Origin of the sequence: Micromonospora sp. WMMA1949 (assembly GCF_027460145.1) — a bacterium.
Taxonomy (GTDB): Bacteria; Actinomycetota; Actinomycetes; order Mycobacteriales; family Micromonosporaceae; genus Micromonospora.
The window spans coordinates 111,083-132,761 of the sequence record NZ_JAPZBG010000001.1; the positions used below are offsets into that span (position 1 = coordinate 111,083).

The 21,679-nt window shown below is 68.4% G+C and carries 17 protein-coding genes and 2 pseudogenes; 11 read left to right on the top strand and 8 right to left on the bottom strand.

The genetic code is table 11. From position 1 onward, the window contains the following. The first annotated feature begins 79 nt into the window (after nt 1-79). The 5 genes from O7607_RS00415 (at nt 80) to O7607_RS00435 (ending at nt 5,726) form a co-directional block, all read left to right on the top strand. The gene (locus tag O7607_RS00415; protein WP_269700228.1) at nt 80-2,002 is read left to right on the top strand and encodes a hypothetical protein; all 1,923 of its coding nucleotides are present in this window, start codon (nt 80-82) and stop codon (nt 2,000-2,002) included. 780 nt (nt 2,003-2,782) lie between these two features. Next, nucleotides 2,783-2,992, top strand: a complete 210-nt coding sequence (locus O7607_RS00420; RefSeq protein ID WP_030504821.1) for a helix-turn-helix transcriptional regulator — start codon at nt 2,783-2,785, stop codon at nt 2,990-2,992. A 3-nt stretch (nt 2,993-2,995) separates the two neighbouring features. Further along, on the top strand, nt 2,996-4,207 hold the full coding sequence (locus O7607_RS00425) for a tyrosine-type recombinase/integrase (protein ID WP_269700229.1): 1,212 nt from the start codon (nt 2,996-2,998) through the stop codon (nt 4,205-4,207). A 497-nt stretch (nt 4,208-4,704) separates the two neighbouring features. Then, nucleotides 4,705-5,061 (top strand): hypothetical protein, encoded by a 357-nt coding sequence (locus O7607_RS00430; RefSeq protein WP_269700230.1) that lies wholly within the window; start codon nt 4,705-4,707, stop codon nt 5,059-5,061. Continuing rightward, complete coding sequence (locus O7607_RS00435; RefSeq protein ID WP_269700231.1) at nt 5,061-5,726, top strand: nucleotidyl transferase AbiEii/AbiGii toxin family protein; 666 nt, start codon at nt 5,061-5,063, stop codon at nt 5,724-5,726. The genes O7607_RS00430 and O7607_RS00435 overlap by 1 nt, the downstream gene beginning before the upstream one ends. 47 nt (nt 5,727-5,773) lie before the next feature. Here the strand turns inward: O7607_RS00435 and O7607_RS00440 are convergent, their stop codons facing one another. From O7607_RS00440 to O7607_RS00455, 4 genes are all read right to left on the bottom strand, one after another. Beyond that, the gene (locus tag O7607_RS00440; protein ID WP_269700232.1) at nt 5,774-6,244 is read right to left on the bottom strand and encodes a UPF0158 family protein; all 471 of its coding nucleotides are present in this window, start codon (nt 6,242-6,244) and stop codon (nt 5,774-5,776) included. A 42-nt stretch (nt 6,245-6,286) separates the two neighbouring features. After that, a complete protein-coding gene (locus O7607_RS00445; RefSeq protein WP_269700233.1) occupies nt 6,287-6,736 on the bottom strand; it encodes a hypothetical protein in 450 nt (149 codons plus the stop codon). Nucleotides 6,737-6,833: 97 nt separating this feature from the next. Continuing rightward, nucleotides 6,834-8,051 carry a hypothetical protein gene (locus tag O7607_RS00450; RefSeq protein ID WP_269700234.1) on the bottom strand — a complete coding sequence of 406 codons (1,218 nt, stop codon included), beginning with the start codon at nt 8,049-8,051 and terminating at the stop codon, nt 6,834-6,836. Between the two features lie 817 nt (nt 8,052-8,868). Next, nucleotides 8,869-9,708: an aldo/keto reductase gene (locus tag O7607_RS00455; RefSeq protein ID WP_269700236.1), complete on the bottom strand. Its 840-nt coding sequence runs from the start codon at nt 9,706-9,708 to the stop codon at nt 8,869-8,871. Between the two features lie 799 nt (nt 9,709-10,507). Between O7607_RS00455 and O7607_RS00460 the strand changes: the two genes are divergently transcribed. The 3 genes and pseudogenes from O7607_RS00460 to tuf all read left to right on the top strand — a co-directional run bounded on the left by O7607_RS00460 (nt 10,508) and on the right by tuf (nt 13,011). Continuing rightward, nucleotides 10,508-10,936 (top strand): GNAT family N-acetyltransferase, encoded by a 429-nt coding sequence (locus O7607_RS00460; protein ID WP_269706862.1) that lies wholly within the window; start codon nt 10,508-10,510, stop codon nt 10,934-10,936. Nucleotides 10,937-11,019: 83 nt separating this feature from the next. Continuing rightward, a pseudogene (locus O7607_RS00465) lies at nt 11,020-11,511 on the top strand (sigma-70 family RNA polymerase sigma factor); the annotation flags it as partial. A gap of 312 nt (nt 11,512-11,823) precedes the next feature. Beyond that, entirely contained in the window at nt 11,824-13,011 is a 1,188-nt protein-coding gene (tuf, locus tag O7607_RS00470) for an elongation factor Tu (RefSeq protein WP_269700239.1), read from the top strand. A gap of 294 nt (nt 13,012-13,305) precedes the next feature. Here the strand turns inward: tuf and O7607_RS00475 are convergent, their stop codons facing one another. From O7607_RS00475 to O7607_RS00485, 3 genes are all read right to left on the bottom strand, one after another. Then, nucleotides 13,306-14,250 carry a CPBP family intramembrane glutamic endopeptidase gene (locus O7607_RS00475; protein ID WP_269700240.1) on the bottom strand — a complete coding sequence of 315 codons (945 nt, stop codon included), beginning with the start codon at nt 14,248-14,250 and terminating at the stop codon, nt 13,306-13,308. A 3-nt stretch (nt 14,251-14,253) separates the two neighbouring features. After that, entirely contained in the window at nt 14,254-14,829 is a 576-nt protein-coding gene (locus O7607_RS00480) for a hypothetical protein (RefSeq protein WP_269700242.1), read from the bottom strand. Nucleotides 14,830-14,982: 153 nt separating this feature from the next. Beyond that, complete coding sequence (locus O7607_RS00485; RefSeq protein WP_269700245.1) at nt 14,983-15,999, bottom strand: protein kinase domain-containing protein; 1,017 nt, start codon at nt 15,997-15,999, stop codon at nt 14,983-14,985. Here O7607_RS00485 and O7607_RS30525 point away from each other — a divergent pair. Both O7607_RS30525 and O7607_RS00495 read left to right on the top strand, forming a co-directional pair. Beyond that, nucleotides 15,998-16,732 (top strand): annotated as a pseudogene (locus tag O7607_RS30525) (AAA family ATPase); the annotation flags it as partial. The gene O7607_RS00485 and the pseudogene O7607_RS30525 sit on opposite strands and share 2 nt — an antisense overlap. A gap of 205 nt (nt 16,733-16,937) precedes the next feature. Then, on the top strand, nt 16,938-17,726 hold the full coding sequence (locus O7607_RS00495) for a hypothetical protein (protein ID WP_269700249.1): 789 nt from the start codon (nt 16,938-16,940) through the stop codon (nt 17,724-17,726). Here O7607_RS00495 and O7607_RS00500 read toward each other — a convergent pair. Further along, nucleotides 17,704-20,439, bottom strand: a complete 2,736-nt coding sequence (locus tag O7607_RS00500) for an AAA family ATPase (protein ID WP_269700251.1) — start codon at nt 20,437-20,439, stop codon at nt 17,704-17,706. The two genes, O7607_RS00495 and O7607_RS00500, sit on opposite strands and share 23 nt — an antisense overlap. Nucleotides 20,440-20,780: 341 nt before the next feature. On the opposite strand from O7607_RS00500, the gene O7607_RS00505 reads away from it, so the two are divergent. Further along, a complete protein-coding gene (locus tag O7607_RS00505; protein WP_269700252.1) occupies nt 20,781-21,677 on the top strand; it encodes an ABC transporter ATP-binding protein in 897 nt (298 codons plus the stop codon). The last annotated feature ends 2 nt before the right edge of the window (nt 21,678-21,679 follow it).

Here is a 21,679-nt window from a genome sequence, read left to right on the forward strand (position 1 = left end):
CTCACCATGCGCGCACAATCGATCACGGGACGAGAACGTGGTTGACGATCTACGCCCCGGTCGGGAGAGACTGCCTCGCATGCCAAGCGGGGGCACGCGACTATCGATCGATCTCACGTCGTCGGCAATCGCCGCCACCGTCGACCGCGATGGCACCCGGATCCCCGTCCTGCTCAACGGCCGCATCGTCATGCCGCACGGCATCGTGATCGACCCCGCCGGTCAACTTCACCCCGGCGTCAGCGGGCTGCCGGAGCCCTCGGTAGGTCACCAGTTCATCCGCGACCCGGTGGACCTCCTGCACGCGGCTGACGCCGAGCCGCCGGTGGACGCCGTACAGCTGCTCGCCGGGCAGTTGTGGTACATCGCTGACCAGGCAGTCCGCCAAGTCGCCGTACCGGTCGCCGCTCTGACCGTGACCATCCCGTCGGCCTGGGGACCGCGCCGACGGGGGCATCTCACCGACGCGGCAGCCCGGGCCGGCCTGCCCGCACCGGCCATGGTCACCGCGCCAGCAGCACTCGCCGCTTACGCGACCGCCGGCCACGTCCCGAATGGCACATGTCTGCTGATCTGCGACGCCGAGCGGCGTCCAATCACGCTGACCGTCCTGCAAGCCAGCCGCGATGGGTACCAGGAACTCGCCACCCGCCAGGTGAGCCCGAGCCGCGACCTGGACCGAGACCTCGCGCAGCACCTCTTGAACCGCAGCATCGCAGACGACCCCACACAACGAACCGAAAAAGAGGCCACACCCGAGCCAGCCGACGCGGCACTCCTGGAGTCCATCCGCCAGGCCAGGACCGCCCTCTCCACTCAGGAACGCGCACCCGTTCTCCTGCCCTCGCCCCGCCCACCGGCCGTTCTGACCCGCGACGACGTCACCGCCGCAGCGCAGCCCCTCCTCGACGACGCCGCCACTGCCGTGCAAGGCATCCTCGACGCCGCCGACATCGGCCAGCAGCACCTCAGCCATGTGATCCACCGGGAAGCCCGAGCAATCCCGGGTCTGCAGGAACGCCTCGCGGCCGTCACCGGGCACACTCCGAACGCCCTCGACGGTCACTCCCATGCCCTCGCTGACGGCGCCCTCTCGCTCACCGCAGCCCATCACCAGACAGCAAGCACCGCCAACGACACCGCACTGCCACGAGTTCGGCTCCGCGTCCGTGACCTGACCAGCGCCATCATTCTCGGCGTTTGCTCGCTCACCGTGCTCCTACAGACCATCCTCACCGCGGACATCGTCACGACCTACTCCGTCCAGATCGTCGGCGTCCGCCTCTCCCTGCCTCAACTGGGCGTCGCCGGTGCCCTCACCATGCTCACCGCATTCGCCGTGGCGCACCTCGCCCCCACCACCTGGCTCGCCGGCACCACCGACGCAGCCACCACTAGACCCACCACCGGCCACCTCATCAGACGCGGATACCTCGCCGCCGCCGTCGGCGGATCAACCGCCGCCGCCCTCTACGGCCTCGCCACCGGCACCGCCGTCCAGTTCGGCTACGAGCCATACCTGAAATGGACGCTCGGCTCCGCACTCCCCCTCGCTGTCTGCGCCGCAATCATCGCCGCCACCGCTCCCCGCATCGCGGCTCCGCAACTGTCCAACTGGCTCGCGCGCACCCGTCCGGCGGCCCTGCCCGCCGCCATCGCAACCACCGGCATCTGCCTCATGCGCGCGGCGATCACCCTCACCCCACCGGTCGACCTGACCGGCATGCCCGGCCTCATCGGCAGCGCCGGAGCAGCACTGCTCGGCATCGCCACCGCCCTGACCACCAGCCGAAGCCGCACCACCCGCACCATCACGGTCCCCGGCCTCGCCATCGGCTACGCCATCGTCTTCACCAGCGACACCAGCAGCGCTCTGCTGGTCGGTTACCTCGTCGCCCTCACCTGGTGGGCCGTCCAACTCGCCGCGTACACATTGCGGCTCGCCTACCCCGGCGCCGGGCAGGCATTGCGCCGACTCGCGGGCAGCAGCCACACAGCCTGACGAGTCGTCAGAGCAAACACCGGCGCCAACCCTCGGGACTCACCGCTGTCCGGCCAATGACGGCGCCACCGGCGTGAGCACCAGGCAGCGCTCCAACAGATGACGGCCCGCCGATCTCGGCGGGCCGTCCATTCAATCCAGCCAGCCTGCCGAGCCTCTCTGCTCGGCGGGCCAGCCACGCATGCCCTCTGACGCAAGGAGGTCACCGGTTCCACGCGCCCGGATATCGCAGACCACGACCAGCACCAACCCACACATCAGCCTGACCGAAAGGCAACTGACGATGAGAACACTCCAGAACTTCCCAATCTGCATCGAGATGACCGGGCGCGCGAGCACCGCGCCCCGGATCGCACGTTTCCACACCCAGTTCGGTACGGGGACGCACCGCGTCTCGCAACTGGCGAGCGAGGGCTCGACTGACGCCCTCTGCCCGCCATCCAGCGCTCCGCAGGACCAGGGGGACGCCGTCCGTCCGCGATCGATACAGAGCCTGCAATGCCTCTTCGAGGACGAGCCCAGCCCTTGGCTTGACCCATGGGGGACACGACGGATGGATAGACGGCCACAGCTGTCAGATGCCGCACCCGCGGGTCGTAGCGACGACCCCGTTCACCCCCGGCCCCAGCAACGCCGGGCCAACAAAAGGAAGCATGATCCATGCCCGCCCCGACCCCGAACCGGCCCGGAATCCAGACCAGGTGCCGACGCACGCCGGCCAACTGCCAACCGCACGACGCGCCGCTGGCAGCCCGGTTCGACCGACGTCCTGGACCGGCGATGAACGGCCCCGCCGCCTCCGAATGGCGACCAGACCCACTCCTGACCATCGACGACCTCGCGGCCTGGTTGGGCAAGCCCAAGAACACCCTCTACGCCTGGCACAGCCGAGGCAAGGGCCCTCGCGCCATCCGCGTCGGCAACACCCTGCGCTACCGGCGCAGCGAGGTCGAGCGCTGGCTCGAAGACCACACCGACGCGGAGCGGTGAACCATGGCCCGACCTGAACTGGCCATCGGCACCTCCGGAAAAATCCGGATCGAGAAACTCGGCCCGAAGAGATTCCGGGCACGCGCCCGGTTCCGCGACTACGACGGCATCACCCGCGACATCGAGGCCACCGACACCACAGGCCCGGCCGCCGAACGGACCCTGAAGGCCAAACTCCGCGACCGTGCCACCCCCACCGACGACGAGATCACCCGCGAAACCCGCATCAACGCCCTCGCCGAACTATGGATCGAAGAGATCACCGCCGAGGAGCGCATAGCGCCACAAACCATCCACCGATACGCGACCAGCGTCCGCACCTCGATCCTGCCCGCCCTCGGCAACCTCCGAGTCCGGGAAGCCAGCGTCGGACGCCTCGACCGGTTCCTACGCGACATCGCCAAGGACCGCCCCTCAGCCGCCAAAGGCGTGAAGGTGGTAATCAGTCAGATGTTCGCTCTGGCCGTACGCCACGGCGCCATCCCCACCAACCCGGTCCGCGACACCGGCCGACTCCGCAAACCCCGCCGCACCGTCGTCATCCTGTCCGCCGAGCAACTCCAAGCCGTCCGTACGGCCATCCGCGAATGGCAGCGACCGATCCCTGGTAAGCCCGGTCCTCGGCACAGCGGCGACCTGGCCGACGTCGTCGACCTCATGCTCGCCACCGGCGCCCGTATCGGCGAGATCCTCGCCCTCCGCTGGGAGGACCTGGACCTCGCCGCCGAACGATCAACCCTGACGATCTGCGGAACGCTGGTCTTCATCAAGAGCCAGGGCTTCTTCCGACAGCCCTGGACCAAGAGCGATGCCGGCTATCGGAGGGTCGTCCTCCCCCGGTTCGCGGTCGGCATGCTCATGGCCCGCAAACTCACCGCCGCGGACAACCCCCACGACGCGATCTTCGCTTCCCGACGAGGCACCTGGCTCTCCCCCAACAACGTCCGCCGTCAGTGGCGCCAGGCCCGCGCCGAGGCCGACCTCGACTGGGTCACCCCGCACACCTTCCGAAAGACCGTCGCCACCCTCATCAAGGAGGAGATCGATACCAAGAGCGCGGCAGCGCAGCTCGGGCACTCCAGCGAGGAGGTCACCGACACCTACTACATCGCCAAGCCGGTACAAGCCCCAGACGTGTCCGGCATCCTCGAACGGCTCGGCAGCCACCCGAGCAGCCAAGGACCGCCGCCAGGAGAGAACGATGCACACCGATGACGAACTTGGTTGCCGCACCGCGTAAACGGGGGGTTTTCGGGGGGCGGTTCAAATCTCCATCGAAGAAAATCAAAGCCCTGACCAGCGTTTCCGCTGGTCAGGGCTTTTTCTTTGTCGGGACGGCCGGATTCGAACCGACGACCCCTTGACCCCCAGTTTGACAACAATTCTGTCACGGCATGCCGGAACAGGCTGAAACGTCGGCGGAATCGGACAATAACGACGCCCCAAAATGCTGTTCCGTACCGCGCCTTGCCGTCTCATCCGCCCGCTGTGATGCCCTCCGTTACCGAGCTCGTTACCGCGGATCGTCAAGGACTTCCTCTGCCAGGCAGTCCGGCCGGCCTGCGGCGTCGCGCGACCGCCAATGGGCCGATCATCGATGTCAGGCTGGATGGGGTCCGACACAGTGCCGCGAGCCCTTCGCCCGTCGCACCGTCCACTACCGTGGGCCATAACGTTGTCGTCACGAAGCAGCCTGAGGAGGCTGGTCGATCATGAGTGGTGCCAACACCGGCGGAGCCCCCGCCGGTTCCCGCTACGCCGACCAGCGGCCCTACGTCGTCGCCGACCGGCTCGACGATCTACGGGGACCAACGAGCGGCGTCGTGAGCCTGGATCGCCGGCTCGACTGGTCCGGGCGGGCCCGCTACGACACGAGCAGACCCAGGCGCCTGGCCAGCATGTACGAGACCGTGCTGCGCGAGGCGACCGCGCCCGATGACCTCACCCAATGGCTGGACGGCGCGACGTTGCTGCGTCTGTGGCCGAGCTTGGTGTTGCCTCCGCAGGTTCGCCATCTGTGGGAAGCGCGGTTTCCCGAACTGGCCAGAGCGCGCCGGCACGCCGCATAGTGGCCGAGCAGACCCCGCCGATCCATCGCCGGCTGGCGCAGATCGCCCTGCAGGTCGGCGGCCAATACGGGTTCGCGTTGGCCGGCGGGCATGCGATCGCCGCCCATGGCATCCTCGACCGCCCCAGTGAAGACGTCGATCTGTTCGCCGACTGGCAACGCCGCGCCGACTTCCCCACCGCCGTCGACGAGGTGATCACCGCCTATCGCGCCGAGGGCTTCCGCGTCGACATCGATCTGCGGCTCGACACGTTCGCTCGGCTACACGTCACCGAACCGGCCCACCCAGACCAGCAGCACCGCGTGGAACTGGTCGCGAACTGGCGCGCTCAGCCGCCAGTCCAGATGGACATCGGTCCGGTCCTGCACCCCGATGACGTGATGGCAGGCAAGATGGACGCCCTCTACAACCGGGCAGCCGCCCGCGACTTCCTCGACATCGATGCCGCCATCAGCAGCGGCCGGTACACCCTCGACCAGCTCTGCGACCTCGCGCACGCCGCCGACGACGGATTCGACCGGAGCATGTTCGCCACGATGCTTCGCCACGTCGACCGCTTCGACGACGAAGACTTCACCGACTACGGTCTGGCGCCGCATGAAGTCGCCGAAATGCGGGCTCGCGTCTCTGCATGGCGGACCGCCCTACTCCGAGCAGTCGAATAGGTTCGATCAGGCTGCTCTGCTGCCTCCGTCTCCTCGGCCTGCTCGACTCATGGCACGTCCGGGTCAGGGTGCTCGGTCCGACAGCGGCTCGCGACAACGTCATCGATCAGGCAGCTGTCGAGCAGCCAGTCAATGGCCCGGCGGGTTGCCCGAGCCTGATGGAAGGCGTGCCAGACCGTCAGCAGGTGCGGATACTCGTCGTGCAGTTCGTCCCTGAACCGTCGGAAGGCACCCCTGCCTTGGACGGCCCGTAAGAGCCTGCGGCCCGCCTGCTCGTCGCTGACCCGCTCGGCAAAGTCGACCATGTCGCGGTGCCAGACGGAGGGCGGTAACGCCTCGATCAGGACCAGGTCGAGTTCATCCAGGTCCACCGGCGTCTTCCCGTCGATGCCGCCATCAGCCGTCCACATCAGGATCTCCCCGCTGGCCGGATCGATGAGCCAGCGGTACTCGTACGCGTTCTGGTCCTGCAGCGCCGTGGCGATCTCCTCGAGATCGAGGTGGCGTACGTCGAGCATGATGTCCACTCCCGTTGCCATGGTCGTCGGCAGACCGGTCAGCTACAGCCCGGCGGCGTCGAGGGTCTTGAGGAACGTCGGTCGGCGCTTGTGCGTGACGCGCATCTCCGCGAGGTACCGCCCGAACGCCGCGGCCTCTCCTGCCGCCTGGTACGCCGCCCTCAGGGCCGCAAGCAACGCGACGGCCCGTCGGTAGCGCCGTTTGTCAGCCGAATTGAGGATCGCCTGCTCGACAAGGTCCCGGTACGGCTGGATCACCTCCTCCGGATGCGTCACGGCCCGCCTTTCCAGCAGGGTCTGCCACTGCGGCCCGCCGAGCCACCGCCGGTGGCGAAGGGCCTCCTGCCAGGCCTCATCTTCGCGGCCCACCGCCACCAGCACGCCGACCAACTCCGAGGCGTACACCGGCTCCTGGTCGACCCGGTCGCGCAGCACCTCCAACGCCCAACCCGTCGGATCGTCGCCGCCGGCCGCCCCCGCCGTGTCGATCAACGATCGGTATTCCGCAGCGGTGGGATGCCGGCCGAACTCACGCCGTTCCCTGCCCGGCCCAGGCCCGAGTGGACCTGGCGCAGCACCTGACGGCGCCTCAGCGACGGCGGGCGTACGCGGCCAGCCGCTCGCTGACCGGGCTGACCCGCGGTCGCGGCGCCCGTCGGAAGTGCTCCGGCTTGTGTGCGCGGAGAAGTTCCTCCCCGTCGCGGGTCCAGTCGAAACGCGGCTTCTTCAGCAGCCGCCGGAACACCACACTGGCCCGCTCGGGATCACGCGCGGCCAGCCGCCGCAGCACCAGCGGGCCGACGCTGTCTTCCTGCAGGTACGCCAGCGTGTGCTCCCGGTGGCGGCGTCGGCGCAGCAGGTCCGGATTCGCGAACGCCGCCTCCACCAGCCCGAACTCGGCGTAGAAACCCAACCCGTCGACTTCGTCGTAGATCATCGCCACTGTCTCCGCGTCCACCACATCCGGCGGCAACTCAAACATCGGTGCCTTCTGTACGGCCCGCTCGGAAGCCCGCGACGTGGCCACCACCTCCGCACGGCAGAACGCGTGGTAGTCGGCCATCCGCTCGGCGACCCCATCACCGGGCACCACCACCAGGTCGCCGCCGAAGAACCGCACGAACCGGTCCCGATCCTGACGTTGCAGCTCCCACGCTTGGGCCAGCTTCTCCGGGTTCCGGTACACCGCCTCCGGTGTACGCAGCGACATCTCCAACGCCATCTGGTAGGCGACGTCTCGCTCCTGCGGCCGCCACACGTTCATCGGGCCACTGATCATCCACTCCTGGCCCACCGCCACCAGCCGAGCGAGCAGGAACGACCGACGCGGCGTACGCCGGAACACCGATGACCCCATGTTGGAACGCACTCGGTAGGTCAACTCATCCACGAGGTTCACCACGATCAACGCCGCCCCGTCGCGTCCCTGCACCTCGAACGGCCCCTGCACCACGTCCCGCCACCCGAGCAGCATCTGACGCTCCGGCTCGGACAAGTCCGGGTGCGCGGCGACGAACTGCTCCACCACCGTCTGGCCGTTACGCAGCCGATGCTCCAGGACGAAGTAGTCCCATAGGATCATCAAAGCGTGCTCATCGAGTGCAACGCGCCCGTCGTGCTGGTCCGCCAGCACATCATCGAACGCCCGGTCATAACGTCGCTGCTGCGAGAACGCCACCAGCTGCTGCTTCAGCTCACCCGCACGATTCAACAGATCATCATCAACGGTGATCGGCACGGCACGTTCATACCACGACACAACGGCCGACGGATCCGACACCGGTCCGCCCGTCAGCTCACCCAGCACGACGCGGCGGCCAGCAGCATCTGCGGCGCTTGACGCGGAATTAAGAGACCAAAATGCCGCCTCATCCACAAGCGCAGAAGAAGCGGCAGGTCAGAGCGTTCCAAGCCGAGCAGGCCGGCGGCCAGCCATGCACGCGGTTACCGCCAACAAAGATCATCCGTTACCGGATGCTACCGCCGTCACCGGAGAAGATCTTCATCTTCCCAGGTCAACCTGTCGGGACGGCCGGATTCGAACCGACGACCCCTTGTTACCAAAAGTAACGGGCTAGCGCTTGCCAATCGTTGTCGACAATTGGCGTTGACCTGCGAGGACGGCCCGACGGGATGATCGCCAATTGTCACTGATTGTTGCGGCCAGACAGGGGTTTTCGGGGGGTAAATGGGGGGTGCGATCTTGGTCCAGTGTGGGTGATCAACCCGGCGTGACGGGCTGGGCGGGTCACAGCCACTCGTTGATCGCCACGACGTGGAGTGCGGCCTGGGCGGTCCGGCGGAGTGGGCGGTGAGCGTGGCCCAGCGCCGGACCGGCGCGCCGGCTGACCCAGCGCTGCGCCGGCCGGTCGCGCCGATGCTCGCCGCGCCGGTCGACGGGGTGCCCGGGCGCGCCGAGACCTGGTGCACGAGTCGAAGTCGGATGGTTCTCTAGAGATTTCGAGGTGTCTCAGGGGCGGGACGTCCCCGCGCAGTCAACCTGACCATGCCGACCTACGCGGCTTGATCGAGACCACGGTGAGTTGCTACCGGCAGCTCTGCGACATCGATGCGGTGTCCGCTTCTGCCGAAGTGAGTGCGTGGCAGTGCAGGCGCGGCAGGCACTACGTCGGCTTGTGCAGCCGATCCAGGGTGGCGTATTGAGCGGGGGTGAGGTGAAGCTTCTCGGCAGCGAGATTCTCTTCCAAGTGGTCTACCCGGGCGGTACCGGGGATCGGCACCATGACCGGCGAGCGACTGAGAAGCCAGGAGAGGGCAACCTGAGTGGGAGTAGCACCAGCCTCAGACGCCACGGCGGCGATCGCCGACTCGGCCCCTGACGCGCCGGCCGCGACAGGCCGCCACGGGACAAAGGCGATCCCGGCATGCTCGCAGGCCGTGAGAACGGGCTCGTGCTCACGCTCGAGCACGTTGTACCGGTTCTGCACGCTCGCCACATCGACGATCCCCCGCGCCTGGTCGAGTTCGGCGACGGTGACTTCAGACAGTCCGATCCGACCGATCTTTCCTTCAGCACGCATGTCACGCAGCGTGCCCAGCTGATCCGCGAAGGGCGTTTCCGGGTCGATCCGGTGCAACTGGAGCAGCTCGATCCGCTCGACGCGCAGTCGGCGCAGCGCCTGCTCGACCTGCGTGCGGAGGACGGCTGGCCGCCCGTCCAGCCTCCACTCGCCCTGCGCGCCGGATCGCGCGACACCGACCTTGGTGGTGATGACCAGCCCGTCCGGATACGGGTACAGGGCCTCGGCGAGAAGCTCCTCGTTGGCTCCCCCGCCATACAAGTAGGCGGTGTCGATCAGCGTGACGCCCAGCTCGACGGCTCGCCGGGCCACCGCCAAAGACGACTCGCGGGCCGGTCCCGCTTCGGTGGGCAGGTGCATGGCCCCGAACCCGAGCCGCCGCACCTCGAGATCTCCGCCGATACGGAACGCTTTCGATGTCATCTAGCTCCCTCCGCCTGAAGGCGTAACGCTAGCAACGCGATTTGTTGGTGTCTGTCCCCCGCATCGAGGCCGCGAGGAGCACGGCCGCACTGATCTGCCGCGATCCGGGCGCTCCATCCCTCGTGGTGGTAACACGCTGTAGTCAGCGGGCGTGGTCATCCAGGGGATCTGGTCAGGCATTTGCGGCGCCGGCGGGCCCACGAGCTGAGCCACTGCCCCTCTCACCCTGAGGTGAGTCGGAGTAGGTGGTTGTCACCGATGCGAATCGGGTTGTCTGACCATGCTGACCGTCCCTACAGGGCCGCGTCCTCAACGCCGTCGGATTGACGACTCGCATGCCGCAGGTCGAGGCAGACCTCGGGCACGCCGCTTTCGCCGCTGGTCAACCGCGCGCCAGCCGCCCCAACCCGGCTGCTCGGACAGACAGCGACCAGTTCGCTTGCAACCGAGTGCGCTGACGGTGCCAGCTAAGGGGCTTTTACCGATGCCGAGGTGCCGCCAGTGGCGGAAGCCTTGTGTCGAGACGAAAGGATCCGCGATGCCCATCCGATGTGCCATCGAAGTCGACGAACTGAAGCTCGCCTATAGCGAGCTCCGCGCCGTCAACGCCTCCTCCACGCCGGTGGTCATCGAGGGCCACCGGACGGCGTCGGTAGGCACGGTGCGCGTGTTCGACAGGAGCCCTCAGACCGGAGCGCGGTCCTTCCGCACGGAGGCTCGGCTACCGAGCAGATCGTCGACGCATCGTGGCCGGGGAGCGGCCAGCACGGACGCCATCAGTATCTGGAAAGGACGCCGAATGATTCGAGAAATCCATGACAGAACCGGAGCACTCGTAACGGTAAGGCTGAATCAAACCCTCCCGATCGGCACCTACACCATCAGCCTCGCCGAGGGATCACCGCTCGGTCGGGCCGACTTCGTCGACTCTCCCGGGGTGGATGGTGAGAGAGTCGTTTTTCACACTGAAGTAGACCAGAAGTTCCTTGGACGGGGCCTGGCCGGGCTGCTGGTCCGCGAAGTGCTCGCGGACAGCATTCGCACGGGTGTCACAGTCGTTCCGGTGTGCCCGCTGTTCGCTGGCCATCTACGAAGGCATGGTGCCGAGTTCGTCGCGGATGGGGGCAAGTTCCGTGCGCCGACACCTACCGACATGGCGCTCGTCAGGCGCGCTACGAAGTCCCGCGTCTCTTCTCGGCTACGAGCGTGCAGGGAGGATCACCAATGACCGCGCACACGATCAGCGAGCAGCGGACCAGACCGTGTGCCGCCCGGAAGCCCGACCCGCGCCCGCCCACCGACCTGGTCGCCATCGGGGAGCCCAAGCGGCATCTCCGCGACCGCACCTGGGACGTCCAGGCGCCGTGCCGTCTTCAGGAGTTGCGGCTGGCCATCTTCGACGCCAACAGTTCACTGCTGCAGGCCCTGGGCCGTTCGCCGACGGTGGCCGACGTCGCCGTCCACCTCAGGATCACCGAGGAGGAGGTCCTGGAGGGCCTGGAGGGCGCCCGCGCGTACGACGCGGTGTCCACCTCAACCGGCGACGGCGACCGGGCCACCGAGTCGGATGACATGCTCAGCGGTGCGGACAGCGAGTTCGAGCTGTCCGAACTTCGGGTCGCCTTGGGCCCTGCGCTGGCCACGCTCACCGAATGCGAGCAGCGGATCCTCACCCTGCGCTTCTACGGCAACCTGACCCAGTCGCAGATCGCCGAGCAGATCGGCGTGCCCCAGCCGCACGTGTCCCGGCTGCTGGCCCGGGCGCTGACCAAGCTGCGCGGGCAGTTGGACGGGACGTACTAGTGCTGGGGACGGGCCGGGAATATCAGTCGCCCGTCCAGAGGTTCAGAGCTAGCGTGATCGCCATGTTCGGCACCATCGGCTCTGTGCGGCCGGCAGGTTTCCACCTGCCGGCTGCCGCCGACGTGTGCGCATGGCTGGCTGATACCCGAGGCTGACCCTCCTCCCGCTCCGGCAGAACCACGGAGGAGGGTGGCCCGGTGATCCGGCGCGCTGGTGAGCGCGCCGTGACATGCGGTTCTGGCGCGGTTCTTCGCGGAGTGGCATCCGCCCGCGTTCGTCGTCCGCCAACTCGTCTCCAGTGTGGAGCTCATCATGGCCAAGAGCCAATTCGTGCGCGCGAAGCCGCACCTCAACATCGGCACGATGGGTCACGTCGACCACGGCAAGACGACCCTGACGGCCGCCATCACCAAGGTCCTCGCCGACCGCGACCCCGCCGTCAACCGGTTCGTGTCCTTCAACGGCATCGACCGGGCGCCGGAGGAAGCGGCGCGCGGCATCACCATCAACATCGCCCATGTCGAGTACGAGACCGAGACCCGGCATTACGCCCATGTGGACATGCCCGGTCACGCCGACTTCGTCAAGAACATGATCACGGGGGTGGCGCAGGTCGATGGCGCGATCCTGGTTGTCTCCGCGCTTGACGGGGCGATGCCGCAGACCCGCGAGCACGTGCTGCTCGCTCAGCGGGTCGGCGTGCCCTACCTGGTGGTGGCGATGAACAAGGCCGACGCCGTCGAAGACCCGGAACTTCTCGACCTGGTTGAACTCGAGATACGGGAGTTGGTGTCCGAGTACGGGTTCCCCGGAGACGAGGTGCCCGTCGTACGGGTGTCGGCGCTGAGGGCCCTGGAGGGCGACCCACGCTGGGCTTCCTCCGTCATGGAGCTGCTCGACGCGGTCGACCGGTACGTCCCGGTGCCACCCCGCGAACTCGGCGAGCCGTTCCTCATGCCGATCGAGAACGTGCTGACGATCTCCGGACGGGGGACGGTGGTGACCGGCGCTGTCGAGCGGGGCGTGCTCCGTGTCGGCGACCCGGTCGAGGTGGTCGGTCTCAGCCCAACGCTGTCCACTGTGGCAACTGGGCTGGAAACGTTCGGCAAGTCGCTGGCGACCGCCGAGGCCGGGGACAACGCCGCCGTGCTGCTACGCGGGATCAAGCGTGACCAGGTGCAGCGGGGTCAGGTGGTGGCGCTGCCGGGCAGCGTCACGCCGCACCAGCGGTTCCGGGCCAGGCTCTATGCGCTGACCACCGCCGAGGGCGGGCGCCACACGCCGTTTCTCGCCAACTACCGGCCGCAGTTCTACTTCCGCACCACCGACGTGGTCGGGTCGGTAGACCTCGGTGATCTGACGATGGTCCTGCCCGGTGACACCGTCGACCTGTCGGTGGAGCTTGGCAGGCCGATCGCGATGGATGTCGGGCTCGGCTTCGCCGTCCGGGAGGGCGGCCGTACCGTGGCCGCCGGCACCGTGACCGAACTACTCGACTGAGCTACGTGGCAGGGCCCCTTGCCGGCAAGGGGCCCTGCCACGTACGGCCTTGCTCAGGTGCGCTGGCCGAGCCCTCCGTAGGACCGACTCCGTGGCACTCCACCGGCCTGTCCCTCGCGGTGAACGCCGCAGCGAACCGCTCACCTGCGGGTCAGTACCCGCTCGACAGCGCACGCCGTACCCCGACCTTCGGTTTCCGTGTCTCCCGCAACTCGGAACCTGGACGGGGTACGGCGTGCGCTGTTGACCAGGGTCGAAACCCTCCCACGAGAACGTCACGGGGGCCATCTTCGGCTACCCGCGAGCTGCGGCCCTCGAGAGCGCGGACGCGGATCGAAAGGCCGCCGAGTGCGGTGTTCGCGTGGGGCCGCTGCGCCGGGTGCGCACCCAGACCACCATGGCGGTGATGACGACAACCGCGCTGGGAACGAGGACCCCGATCGTCGCGGCGCCCGCTGCGCGATCCGTCACGACATTGGCGATATCGGTGCGCAGCGCAGCGTCGAACACGAAGGACAGGGTGTTGTACCCCGCGTGTAGCACCACTGCGATCTCGATACCCCCGCTGCGCCAGGTGATGAGCGTGAGCCCGATGCCGAAGATCAGGTACCAGAGATTCAGCCAGATGTCGGTCGACAGGTGGACGACCGCGAAGGCGACGCTGGAAACCAGCACACCGACGGCGAGGCCCGCCCGCGCTCCGCGCGTCCAGCCACCGGCGACGCGGAAGATGAGCCCACGGAACCCGTATTCCTCACCCGCGGCCTGCAGGGGCGTGAGCAGGAGCGTGGCGAGGAGTATCCACAGGACGTCGGTGTAACTCCATTCGGTCTGCGGCAACGGCACCCAGTAGTGGAACGCCATGACGGCAACCCACGCGGGGGTGATCAGAAGCAGCGCGCGCCCGAAGACGTCGAACCGGAACCGCGAGATCACCGAGTGCAGCGACGGGCCTCTCACGCCGTAGAGCCACCGCTGGATGAGCATGCTCCACGGGATGATCAGTGCGACGGAAACCATGCCGGCGGTGTGCATCAGAGGCGTCCACTCAGTGCGGCCGTCGGTGTCGACGGCGGCATCCACGAACGCCGCCATCAGGCTGAGAGCGACGCCGGACAGCGTCATCCCGCCGATCAGAAGCACGATCGCGAGGATCCCACGACCGATACGACGTCTCTCCCCGGCCAGCACCCTGTGGTACTCGACATCGGACGGAACGGTGTGCGTTTGCTCAGTCATGGCTCACGGCACCTCGACGACGAAGGTGAGCGCGGCCCACGCCGCGACGGTGCCAACCGTCGTCCAGATGACGATGGAGATGGCCTGCCAGAGCAGGACCCACCGGCGTGGAGTTCCGCCGCCCACGAGGATCGCCGACGTGATCTGGGTCGGAATGGCGAGAGGACCGAGGATGCTCGCACCGGGGACGCCAAAACGGACGAGCCATCTGTTGAAGCGCCGACGCCCCTTCGACTCCGGCTTCGTGGCTGCCGTCTCCTGGTACGTCTCCCCGAGGGCGCTCGATCGCGCTCCTGCGCCTCCGCCCACCCCGACCAGGCTGTCTCGGCGATCGACGATGGTCGTCCTGGCGCGTGAGGTGACCGCGACGACCAGCAGCACGCACAAAAAGTTCCCTACGGCGGCTGCGACGCCTGCGACAATCGGATGGAGACCACCGGCAATGCCGATGATGGCCGCTCCCTCACCATCGACAAACGGGATCGCGCCCGCCAGCATGACGATGAACGGCTGGACGATCCCGGGCACTTGGGCGACGAGCTCCTGGAAATTGCTGATGAGCTGCTCGATTGGACTCATGTCTGGTCCTCACCTTCCTGTGATGTGAGTGCGTCATATGGCGGTGCGGCAGTCCTCGCCGTCGAGGGAGTTACGAAAGGTGCGCAGGTGGCGTTGACCTCGCCGGCGTGCGTCCAGAGCGGCCAGAGGTGGTGAGCCAGTGCGGACCGTTGCCTAGGTGGATCGTGTGGTGGCCATGTCCTTGTCACGGGCGGGTCGACGAGGCGAGTGGTCCGATGGCGATGCGGTGGAGATCGTCGATGTCAGCGCAGTGCGCCACGGCGGGTGGATCGGATTCGCGTTGTCCAACGCGTCCATGTCGGTGCGCTCGTCCGCACGGACCAGGCCCTTCGCCGCGGATTGGAGCGCTTCCCTGAACGATCGGGCGCTCTGGAACCGATCCTTTCGGTCCTTGGCGAGCGCCGTGAGGAGCACCGCGTCAAGCGCCGGAGTCACCTCGGTGCGGTAGGCACTGGCTCGCGAGGGCTCCTGGTGCACGTGCTGATAGGCGACGGCAACCGGGTTGTCACCGGTGAAGGGCGGCCGCCCGGTCAGCAACTCGTAGAGCAGGCAGCCCGCGGAGTACAGGTCACTGCGCGCGTCGGCGACCTCACCGCGCACCTGTTCGGGAGAGAGGTACTGGGCGGTTCCGAGGAGTTCGTGGGTCTGCGTTGCTGGGGCGGCACCACCCTCGACACGCGCGATGCCGAAGTCCACGACCTTGATTGCGCCGTCGGGAGTGACCATGACGTTGGCGGGCTTGATGTCGCGATGGACAACGCCTGCGCGATGGCTGGACTCGAGTGCCGACAGGACCGCTATCTGATGCTGGATCGACTCCTCCAGCGTGAGCGCGCCCTCGCGGAGTCGGGCCCCCAGCGACTGGCCGGCGACGTGCTCCATGACGATGAACGGAACGTTTGGCTCGTCCGCCCGGCTGCCTTCGACGTCCTCATGTCCGACGTCATGAACGGCGACGATGCCGGGGTGATTGAGGCGGGCGACGGCCTGTGCTTCCCGCCGGAACCGGGACCGGAACAGCGGATCGCGGGCTAGCTCTGCGCGGAGCACCTTGACCGCGACCCAGCGCTTGAGCCGGATGTCACGAGCCAGGTGAACAACGGCCATGCCGCCCCTGCCCAGGACGTCGCAGAGCTCATAGCGTCCGCCAAGCACACGATCCGTACTCATGGGTCCTCCCAACTTTCTCGTTGTCGGTGCGTACCGGGAACGGGTTCGACGTCTGGTCTTCAGACGCCCGCCACGGGTTCCGGAGTCCATCAACCCGGGTACGCCGGGGTCCGGATGCCCGATCCTGGCGACGTCATCAGGCTCGCACCGGAGGCCGAGCCCTCGCGTCGGTCACAACCACGTAGGTCCTCACGGCCCAGCGCCACCGAGAACCACTGAGGTGGCAGGGGCTAACTTGCAGCTTCCGCACTTCGCATCAGGGACGACTACGGTGTCGGCTACTTACATCTGGCGCGCTGACGGGAGGCACAACGTGACGGATCTCGTAGGCCGGCGTTCAGAGCGTGAGGCGGTCGAGAAGCTCCTCTCTCTGGCTCGCTTCGGGCGCAGCGGCTCTCTCGTGGTGCGTGGAGAAGCCGGCATCGGGAAGACCGCCTTGCTCGAGCACGATCACCAGACGGCACTCGCCTCGGATTTCCGGTTGGAGCCCTTGGCCGGCGTCGAGTCCGAGACGCAGTTCGCGTTCGCTGGGCTGCACCAGTTGTGTGCTCCCCTGCTGGAACGCACCGGCACGCTGCCCGAGCCGCAGCGGACCGCCCTTGGGGTGGCGTTCGGACTCCACGCTGGCGCCGCACCGGACCGGTTCCTGGTCGGGCTGGCCGTCCTCAACCTGCTGGCCGAGGTCGCCGAAGAACAACCGCTGCTGTGTCTCGTCGACGACGCGCAGTGGCTGGATGAGGCTTCGGCGCAGGTCCTGGCCTTCGTGGCCCGACGGGTGGGGGCCGAAAGGTTGGCCCTCCTGTTCGGGGTGCGCGACTCCGACGACGGCGACCGCCTTCCGTTCGCCGGGGTTACCAGAGCTGGGCCTGGAGCGGCTCGGCGCGTCCGATGCGCGGGTACTGCTCAACGCTGCGGTACGCACACCGCTGGACGAGGGTGTGCCCGAACGAATCCTCGCCGAAGCGGGCGGCAACCCGTTGGCGCTGCTGGAGCTGCCCCGCAACATACGGTCGCCGTACTGGGCCGGCGGGTTCGAGCTGCCCGACGCGCTGAGCGTCCCGCGGCGCTTGGAGGAGAGCTTCCGACGCCGGTCAGCGAGCCTGCCCCCGCAGACGCAGCTGCTGCTGGTCGCCGCGCCCGAGCCGACAGGCGACGTGGCCCTGCTGTGGCATGCGGCCGCGCGCCTGGGCCTGGCTCGCGAGGCTACGACACCCGCGGAGGTCGCCGGGCTGCTGGAGATCGACGTCCGGGTACGGTTCCGTCACCCGCTGGTGCGGTCCGCCGTGTACCAGGCGGCCACCCTCCCGGACCGTCGCCGCGCCCACGGCGCGCTGGCCGAAGCAACCGACCCACAGGCCGCCCCTGATCGCCGTGCCTGGCACCGCGCACAGTTGGTGCTCGGAGCTGAGGAAGAGGTAGCTGAAGGGTTGGAGCGCTCGGCCGAGCGGGCGCGTGCCTGCGGGGGCCTGGCCGCCGCGGCCGCGTTCCTGCAGCGTGCAGCCGAGCTGTCCCCTGAGCCCGGCGCCCGCGCGAGGCGGGCTCTTGCGGGCGCACACGCCAAGCACGAGTCCGGTGCGCCCGAGGCCGCCCATGAGCTGCTGGCGGTCGCGGCTGTCGGGCCGCTGGACCCTCTGCCACGCGCCCGCCTGGAACTGCTCCGCGCCCAGATCGGGTTCCACCTGACACGAGACAGCGACGGCCCGCTCAGGGCAGCCGCACATCTTTGAGTTGCCGGCGGGAGGTGATGCCGAGTTTGCGGAAGATGTTGCGCAGGTGGGCTTCGATGGTGCGGGGACTGAGAAACAGTTGTGCGCCGATCTCCCGGGAGGTCGCCCCGGTGGCTACCAGCCGGGCGATGTGCACCTCGTGTGGGGTGAGGGCGTCGGTCGGGTGGGCGGTGCGCTTTCGTGGGTGTTCGCCGGTGGCGCGAAGTTCGCGGGCGGCCCGCTCGGCGAATGCGCCCGCGCCCATGTCCGACAGCAGTTGATGGGCGGTGTGGAGTTGGTCGCGCGCGTCCTGGCGCCGCCCTTCGCGGCGCAGCCACTCGCCGTAGACGAGCCGAGCACGAGCCGCGTCGCCGGCCATCCGGGACTTTCCGAGCTGTTCGATCGCTTCGCGGTAGTGCTCCTCGGCATCAGGCCCTGCGCTGGTCAGCGCTCGTGAGCGCGCGGCCAGGCCCAGCGCCCACGAGGTGCCGCACGCAACTGCGAGTGAGGTGAACTGCTCTAGTGCGAGCGCTGCTCGTGCCGGCTCGCCGGCACGGACGGAAGCCTCGATGAGCTCGGGTAGGCACGCGCTGCTGATCGACTGTTCGTCAGACCTGCACGCCCTCGTCGCCGCTTCCTGCGCGACCGAGTAGTTGCCCAACCCGTTGTGGAGCACTGCCATCGCGTACTGAGCCAGGGAGACCTCCGCGCCCCCGTCGGGGTAGGTGTCATCGCTGGCGACGGTGGCGTCGAGCGCGGTGGTCTCGGCTTGGTCACCACGCCAGGCGTGGAGAATGACGCGAGCATGGCGCAACGGCACGCCCCCGGTGGCCTGTGTGATCACCGTGGCCTCGGTGGCCAGCTCGTCGGCGCGGGCGAGATCGCCCGTCAGGACCGATGTGATGGACAGGAAGTTCAGTGCGGCGGGGAGCGTCGCCAGCGCGCCGGCCTCACGAGCGAGCTGGACATTGCGGCTGGCCAGCACATGGAGCAGCTCGTCGTCGAGGATCGCCACGGCGTTGCGGGCGGCCAGCCACAGCCACCGGTCGCTCTGGCTGCACTGCACAGATTCCGCCTGCGGGCCGTCGCGGAACGCTTCCAACGCGCGCCGTAGACCTGGCACTCCCGCCGCACGGCCCTTGCTCAAGGTCGTCGTGAGCCCGTCGAGGAGCAGGTCCACCGGTCGCGTCGGCGTCCCGGGTGCGGGGGCGGCCAAGGCCGCTTCGGCGATGCGCGCCGCGTCACCCCCTCCGTTGATGATCGCAGCATCCAGCGCATGTAGGTAGGTCTCGCGGGACAGCGCAGCGTCCAACGGGGCGAGTGCCATGGCGGCATCCATCAGCATGCCCGGCACCTCGGTGCCTCGGGTCAGGTGGAAGGCGATCTGGGCTCGCAATAGGTCGAGATGCGCGCGTTGCAGGGAATCCAGCGGCTCGAGCGGTGCCGTCGTGAGCAGGTCCAGCGCGCTGTCGGACGCGCCGGCCTCGTGCTTGGCGCGGGCGGCTCCCAGCATCCGCCGAGCACGGGTGGCGTGATCGGGGGTGAGGGCTGCCGCGCGCTGCAGGAATGCGGCTGCGGCGGCCTGCCCGCCACGGGCCCGCGCCCGGTCCGCCGAGCGCTCCAGCTCCGCGGCGGCTTCCTCATCGGTGCCCAGGACCGCTTGTGCGCGGTGCCAGGCGCGCCGGTCCGGGTTGGTCTGCGGGTCGGTGGCGGCGGCCAGGGCGCCGTGGGCGCGGCGGTGGTCGGGCGGCGTGGTGGCCCGGTAGACCGCCGAACGCGCCAACGGATGACAGAACCGCACCCTGGTATCGATCTCGAGCAGTCCGGCGGCTTCTGCGGGTGCGGCCGCCTCGCGGGCGATCCTCAGCTCGGCGGCAGCGCGCCACAGCAGTGTCACGTCGCCGGTCGGCTCGGCGGCGGCGACCAGCAGTAGCAGTTGGGTGTCGGGGGGCAGATCGTCGGAGCGGCGCCGGAATTCGTCCTCGACGCGATACGGGACGCTGAGGGTGTCGGGCAGCTCGAACCCGCCGGCCAGCTGGGTGGGCCGCGTACTGCGGGGGAGTTCCAGCAGCGCCAGCGGGTTGCCGCGCGCTTCGGCGACGATCCGATCGCGTACCCGGCCGTCCAGCGGTGCGCGGACCGCGGCCGTCAGCAGCATCCGGGCGTCGAGCTCACCGAGGCCGCCCAGGCTCAGCTCAGGCAATCCGGAGAACGGGTGGCTGGTGTTGGCGTCGCGTAGCGCGAACACCAGCGCCACCTGCTCGGCTGCCAACCGACGTGCCACGAACGCCAGCACCTGCCCGGAAGCCTCGTCCAGCCATTGCGCATCGTCGACGAGGCACAACAGCGGCCCGTCCTCGGCGACCTCGGCCAGCAGGTTGAGGGTGGCCAGCCCGACCAGGAACCGGTCCGGCGCAGGCCCGTCGCGTAGGCCGAACGCCACGCCGAGGGCGGCCTGCTGCGGCTCGGGCAGCGGAGCCGCGCGGTCCAGCAGCGGCCTGCACAGCTGATGCAGACCGGCGAACGCGAACAGTTCCTCGGACTCCACTCCGACCGAGTGCTCCACCCGGAACCCCGATCCGACCGCGACGCCACGGGTGTACTCCAGGATCGCGGTCTTCCCGATGCCAGCTTCCCCGCGCACCACCAGCTTCCCGCTGCGTCCAGCTTGAACCTGGGCGAGCAGGTGTTCGATGGCGATGCGCTCCGCGCGCCGGCCGAGAAGGTCGGTCAATTCCGCTCCCATCCGAGGCTGGTTGAGGTCCGTCGGGCCGGAGTTAGGTAGTTCTCACCGACGCGAACCGCAATACTTTCTGATCTTGGTCGCCGTGGCAAGCCCGTGATCTTCACACGGAGCGGCCGACGAAGCGGATGCCGCAGGTCGAGGCGGGCCCCAGGCCCACGGCCTTCATCGCTGGTCAACCGCGTACCGGCCGCCCCTCGCCTGCTACTCGCACCGCCAGCGACCAGCTCGCGCCCGACACGGTGAGCTGACGGTGCGAGCTAAGGCGTTCACACCGATGCGATGGCGCCGCCAGTGACGGAAGTCTTGTGCCGAAGACGAAAGGATCCGAGATGCCCGTCAACCCAGTCATCGAAGTCGACCAACTGGATGTCACCTACGGCGAGTTCCACGCCGTCAAGGACCTCTCGTTCCAGGTCGCCCGCGGGGAGCTCTACGCACTCCTCGGCACCAACGGAGCCGGCAAGACCTCGACCCTCGAGGTCATCGAGGGCCACCGGACGGTGTCGGCGGGCACGGTGCGTGTCTTCGGCAGGAGTCCCACCGACCGGCGCGCGGTACGTCCCAGGATGGGGATCATGCTGCAGGAGAGCGGCTTCGCCGGCGACCTCACCGTTGCCGAGTCGGTCCGGCTGATCGGCCGGCTCTCCGAACGTCAGGACACCGTGGCGAGGGTGCTCGATCTGGTCGATCTCGCCCACCGGGCCGACACCCGGGTGGCGCAGCTTTCCGGCGGAGAGAAGCGGCGATTGGACTTCGCCACCGCCGTGTACGGGCGGCCGGAGCTGATCATCCTGGACGAACCCACCACCGGGCTGGACATCCAGTCACGGGACGCCCTGTGGGAGACCGTTCGGCAGTTACGCGAGGACGGCGCCACGGTCGTGCTCACCACGCACTACCTGGAGGAGGCGCAGCAGCGGGCCGACCGCATCGGCCTGATGCACCAGGGCGTCTTCCGCCGTCAGGGCACGCTGCCCGAGCTGACTCAGACCCTGCCGGCATCCATCCGGTTCTCGCTGCCACCCGGTGCCCCAGCGCTGCCGCTGCGACCCGCTCCGACGGCCGACGGTTCCTACACGATCGACACGTTCGACCTTCAGCGGGACCTCAAGACGCTGCTCGACTGGGCGGACGTTCACATGGTCGAGCTGGCGGGACTGTCCGCCGCACCGACCCGGCTGGACGATGTCTTCCGCGCCGTCGGCACCGAGTCCGTACCCTCCTGACC

Excerpts from the sequence above, each read along its gene's own strand:
- O7607_RS00425 (WP_269700229.1), top strand. The coding sequence starts at position 2,996 with ATGGCCCGACCTGAACTGGCCATCGGCACCTCCGGAAAAATCCGGATC.
- tuf (WP_269700239.1), top strand. The coding sequence starts at position 11,824 with ATGGCCAAGAGCCAATTCGTGCGCGCGAAGCCGCACCTCAACATCGGC.
- O7607_RS00415 (WP_269700228.1), top strand. The coding sequence starts at position 80 with ATGCCAAGCGGGGGCACGCGACTATCGATCGATCTCACGTCGTCGGCA.
- O7607_RS00455 (WP_269700236.1), bottom strand. The coding sequence starts at position 9,708 with ATGACATCGAAAGCGTTCCGTATCGGCGGAGATCTCGAGGTGCGGCGG.
- O7607_RS00475 (WP_269700240.1), bottom strand. The coding sequence starts at position 14,250 with ATGACTGAGCAAACGCACACCGTTCCGTCCGATGTCGAGTACCACAGG.
- O7607_RS00505 (WP_269700252.1), top strand. The coding sequence starts at position 20,781 with ATGCCCGTCAACCCAGTCATCGAAGTCGACCAACTGGATGTCACCTAC.
- O7607_RS00480 (WP_269700242.1), bottom strand. The coding sequence starts at position 14,829 with ATGAGTCCAATCGAGCAGCTCATCAGCAATTTCCAGGAGCTCGTCGCC.
- O7607_RS00460 (WP_269706862.1), top strand. The coding sequence starts at position 10,508 with ATGATTCGAGAAATCCATGACAGAACCGGAGCACTCGTAACGGTAAGG.
- O7607_RS00420 (WP_030504821.1), top strand. The coding sequence starts at position 2,783 with ATGAACGGCCCCGCCGCCTCCGAATGGCGACCAGACCCACTCCTGACC.
- O7607_RS00440 (WP_269700232.1), bottom strand. The coding sequence starts at position 6,244 with ATGCTCGACGTACGCCACCTCGATCTCGAGGAGATCGCCACGGCGCTG.
- O7607_RS00485 (WP_269700245.1), bottom strand. The coding sequence starts at position 15,999 with ATGAGTACGGATCGTGTGCTTGGCGGACGCTATGAGCTCTGCGACGTC.
- O7607_RS00430 (WP_269700230.1), top strand. The coding sequence starts at position 4,705 with ATGAGTGGTGCCAACACCGGCGGAGCCCCCGCCGGTTCCCGCTACGCC.